A 4,023-nucleotide genomic window follows, 5' to 3' on the forward strand; every position below is an offset into this window, starting at 1 on the left:
GTAGCGCTCGCCGGTGGCGGGCTCGGTGTAGTGCCAGCCGGGCCCGGCGCCGGCATCGAGCAGCACGCTCACCAGCACGAGGTCGATGTGGGCGCTGGCGCGCTGCCGCGCATCAACGCCCTTGCCGAGCAGTTCATCGAGCTGCTTCAGCCGGTCGACGCCGCCGGCCTCGAAGTGGCGCCAGCGGCTGTGGTACGGAATGGTGTCCCAGGGGTAGCGCTCGCGCGTGACTTCGGCCACGGTGCGCGCCGCGTCTTCGAGCACGTCGCTGCCGGCGATGCGGAACCACTGCGACTCGCCCCGGCGCGCGCGCGCCAGCAGCGCGGCCGCGCGCTCGCGGATGGCGGCGGTGGTGCGCAGCACCGTGGCGGCGCCCGCGGGATGGCTGGTGTCGGGCGCGAACTCGATCGCCGGGTCGATGTCGCCCGCGCCGCCCGGTGGCAGGCTGCCCGAGCCGTCGGCGGGCAGGTGGTCGCTGCTGCTGTTTTCCTTGCTGTTGCTCATTCGCTCAATCCCCGGCCCTTGGCCTTCTTGAGTTCCTCGGCGTCCGGCACCGGGCCGGGCGTGAAATAGCCGGCGGCCATCTTGGCGTCCATCTCGACGCGGGCGTCGGCCGGAATCAGTTCGTCCGGAATGTTCACGCGCTCGCCGATCTCGATGCCCGAACCGGTGATGGCGTCGAACTTCATGTTGCTCATCGACACGAGCCTATGGATCTTCTTGATGCCGAGCCAGTGGAAGACGTCGGGCATCAGTTCCTGGAAGCGCATGTCCTGCACGCCGGCCACGCATTCGGTGCGCGCGAAATACTGGTCGGCCRTGTCGCCGCCGACCTGGCGCTTGCGCGCGTTGTAGACCAGGAACTTGGTCACCTCGCCGAGCGCGCGGCCTTCCTTGCGCGAGTAGGCGATGAGGCCCACGCCGCCGCGTTGCGCGCCCTGGATGCATTCCTCGATGGCGTGCGTGAGGTAGGGGCGGCAGGTGCAGATGTCGGAGCCGAACACGTCGGAGCCGTTGCATTCGTCGTGGATGCGCGCCGTCAGCTCGACCTCGGGGTTGGCGAGGTCGCGCGGGTTGCCGAAGATGTAGAGCGTCTGCCCGCCGATGGGTGGCAGGAACACCTCGAGGTCGGAGCGCGTGACGAGCTCGGGGTACATGCCGCCGGTTTCCTCGAACAGCGTGCGGCGCAGGTCGGTTTCGGAGCAGCCGAAGCGCCGCGCCACCTCGGGCAGGTACCACACGGGCTCGATGGCGGCCTTGGTCACCATGGCTGCGCCGCCGGCGGTGAGGAAGTGGCCGTCGGCCTTGAGGCGGCCGCTCTGCAGCGCCTCGATCACCTCGGGCAGGATCACGTGGGCCTTGGTGATCGCGATGGTCGGGCGGATGTCGTAGCCCGCGGCCAGTTCCGTGGAGAACACATCGGCCACCAGCGCGCCCCAGGGGTCGAGCGAGACGATGCGTCCGGGCTCGCTCCACTGCGGGTACGGGCCGATCACGTCGGTGGGCGCGGTGTTGGTCAGGTCGGCCTTGTGCTCGCGCTTGAGCGCGCCGGCCGCCACGGCCAATGCGCGATAGACGCTGTAGGAGCCGCTGTGCGTGCCGATGACGTTGCGGTGCGCCCGCTTCGTGGTGGTGCCGACCACGGGTCCGCGCTCGGCGGCGGTGGCCGCGCCCCAGCGGATGGGCAATGCGCCGAAGCCGCCGGCATGGGAGGTCAGCCGGATGTGGCCGGTCGACGAGGAAGGGTGGAGCGGGGGAAGGGGCGAGACGGAGATCGCTGAAGTCGCAGGGACGGCGGGGATCGCGGAAATCTCGGGAATTTCGGAAGGGGTCGCTGTGCTATCTGCGGACATTGGAGGCCCTCAAAAAATGCAATGTACCGATCACTCGCGCGGCTGGCAAGCAGGGCGCGAGGGTCGTCAATGCCGCCGGGGGCCGCGGCCATGGCGCCGCGGCCGGTGCGCCGATCAGGCCGGCGAGGAGCGCAGGCCGTAGGCCTTGCCGCCGACGAACAGGTATTCGGCGCGCAGCACCGGATCGCCTTTTTCACCGGTGTAGGTGAAACCCAGCGCGGCCACCGGGGTGCCGGGCTTGATCTCCTCGACCCCCCAGGCCTGCAGCCGCGTGAGCGGTGCGAGTTCGATCAGCCACTTGCGGTCGCGCCGCGTCGGCAGCTGCGCCTTGGCCAGCAGCGCGGGGCCATCGACGTTCGCGCTTTGCCTGGGCAGCGGGCGCTGCTTCAGGTCGGCCGGCAGGGTGGGGTTCTCGGGCAGTTCAAGCTCCACCTCGCCATGCGGATTGCGCCACATGACCTTGGTCGCGCGCCCCTCCAGGTAGAGCGGGCGGTCCTGGTCGAAGCTGCTCCATCCGTGGTGCGCCCAGGAGGGCAGGGCCAGGCCCAGCGAGCCGGCAACGAACAAGCGTCTCTCGATCATCTCGGTCTCCTTGCTCAGACGTAGGCAATCCAACGCCCGCAGATGATGACAGCGAGCCAAAACCCCAGCGACAGCAGGCATTGCGCCCTGGACATCGCGCCGGTGGCGGCCAGGCCGCCCCGAAGATGGAACCAGATCGCGTTGGCGCCCGCCAGGCCGATCAGCAAGAGCTTGATGCGGAAGGCGGAATTGGCCAGCAGCTCGCCGGGCTGCGTGGAAAACATCGTGAGGCCGGTCGCGGCGCACAGGCCGAAGCCGACGAGCGCCGGCAGCAGCGTCAGGCGCGCCAACTGCCTTTGCGGCAACTCCCGGCCCAGGCCGAGCACGCGCAGTTCGAACACCAGCAGCCCGCCGAACAGCAGCGCAATGCCGACGATGTGCGCCGTCTCCAGCGCCGGATAGGCCCAGGGGTGCGAAACCAGCCCGGCCAGCATCGGCGTCAGCTCCGGGCGGCGGACTGTTCAAGGGCACGAAGGCATGGACCGGCAGGTTGCATGGGGCGCTCCTTCCATGGGTTCGGGGGAGCTTAGCCGAGGACGCATCCGGCGTCTGCGCCGGGCACGGCACAATCCGGCGGGATCTTTTTTCCGAAAGGGCTGTAACCAGCCGGTCCGATGGCACGAAACACAATGGACAGCAGTTCGCGAACAAGCGACGCCGAAGCCGCGCTGCGCAGCCTGTTCCTGCGCGGCCTGGACGGCGACGCGGCCGCCTATCGCGAATTTCTGCAAAAACTCAGCGCGCATCTGCGCGCCTTTCTGGGCAAGCGCCTGTTCGGCTGGCCCGATGAAGTGGAAGACCTTGTCCAGGAATGCCTGCTCGCCATGCACAACCAGCGCCACACCTACCAGAGCGACCAGCCGCTGACGGCCTGGGTGCATGCGATTGCGCGCTACAAGATGATCGACCTGCTGCGCGCCAAGTCGGCGCGCGAAGCACTGCATGACCCGCTGGACGACGACCTGGCGGTGTTCGCCGAATCGGCCATCGAGGCCAGCGATGCCCGGCGCGACCTGGGCGGCCTGCTGCAGACCCTGCCGGACCGCCAGCGCCTGCCGATCGTGCACGTGAAGCTCGAAGGCCTCTCGGTGGCCGAGACGGCAAGCCTCACCGGCATGTCCGAATCGGCCGTGAAGGTGGGCATCCACCGCGGACTCAAGGCGCTTGCCGCCAGGCTCAGGAGCCGTGCGCCATGAAGACCGACGATCTCGTGGCCATGCTGGCGGCCGGCGCCTCGCCCGCGCCGCGCCGCGCCGCAGGGCGCCGCCTGGCCCTTGCGCTGCTCGCCGGGCTGCCGCTGTCGTTCGCGATCCTGTTCACCGAATACGGATTGCGCCGCGACCTGGTGCAAGCCATGTTCTGGCCGATGTTCTGGGTCAAGGTGCTGTTTCCGCTGTGCATTGCGGCGGCCGCCTTCGTGGTGGTGCAGCGCCTCGCGCGGCCGGGCGTGCCGGTGCGGCGCGCCTGGATCGGCATCGCGGTGCCGGTGCTTGCCGTGTGGGTGATGGCGGCGCTGGCCTGGTTCAACGCGCCGGCCGAAGAGCGCATGCCCTTGCTCATGGGCGAGTCGTGGCGCGTTTGCGCGGTC

At 69.4% G+C, this 4,023-nt stretch carries 6 protein-coding genes; 2 read left to right on the forward strand and 4 right to left on the reverse strand.

Translation table 11 applies throughout. The annotated features are described in order from the left end of the window. The 4 genes from AC1DOC_RS22850 to AC1DOC_RS22865 all read right to left on the reverse strand — a co-directional run. Positions 1 to 504: DUF1688 family protein (locus AC1DOC_RS22850; protein ID WP_478130543.1), on the reverse strand; the 504-nt coding region annotated here is incomplete at its 3' end. After that, entirely contained in the window at positions 501 to 1,853 is a 1,353-nt protein-coding gene (locus AC1DOC_RS22855; protein WP_478130544.1) for a GTP cyclohydrolase II, read from the reverse strand. The genes AC1DOC_RS22850 and AC1DOC_RS22855, both read right to left, overlap by 4 nt. A 114-nt stretch (positions 1,854 to 1,967) precedes the next feature. Then, positions 1,968 to 2,435, reverse strand: coding sequence for a DUF6152 family protein (locus AC1DOC_RS22860; protein WP_012747771.1), 468 nt, complete (start codon positions 2,433 to 2,435; stop codon positions 1,968 to 1,970). 14 nt (positions 2,436 to 2,449) lie between these two features. After that, positions 2,450 to 2,869 (reverse strand): hypothetical protein, encoded by a 420-nt coding sequence (locus AC1DOC_RS22865; RefSeq protein ID WP_012747772.1) that lies wholly within the window; start codon positions 2,867 to 2,869, stop codon positions 2,450 to 2,452. 180 nt (positions 2,870 to 3,049) lie between these two features. Between AC1DOC_RS22865 and AC1DOC_RS22870 the strand changes: the two genes are divergently transcribed. Together AC1DOC_RS22870 and AC1DOC_RS22875 are read left to right on the forward strand one after the other, a co-directional pair. Beyond that, the gene (locus tag AC1DOC_RS22870) at positions 3,050 to 3,631 is read left to right on the forward strand and encodes a sigma-70 family RNA polymerase sigma factor (RefSeq protein WP_230537828.1); all 582 of its coding nucleotides are present in this window, start codon (positions 3,050 to 3,052) and stop codon (positions 3,629 to 3,631) included. Next, positions 3,628 to 4,023 (forward strand): NrsF family protein (locus tag AC1DOC_RS22875; protein ID WP_478130545.1); only part of this gene is annotated, 396 nt, incomplete at its 3' end. The genes AC1DOC_RS22870 and AC1DOC_RS22875, both read left to right, overlap by 4 nt.

This window comes from Variovorax sp. 01T439_2, assembly GCF_056398445.1.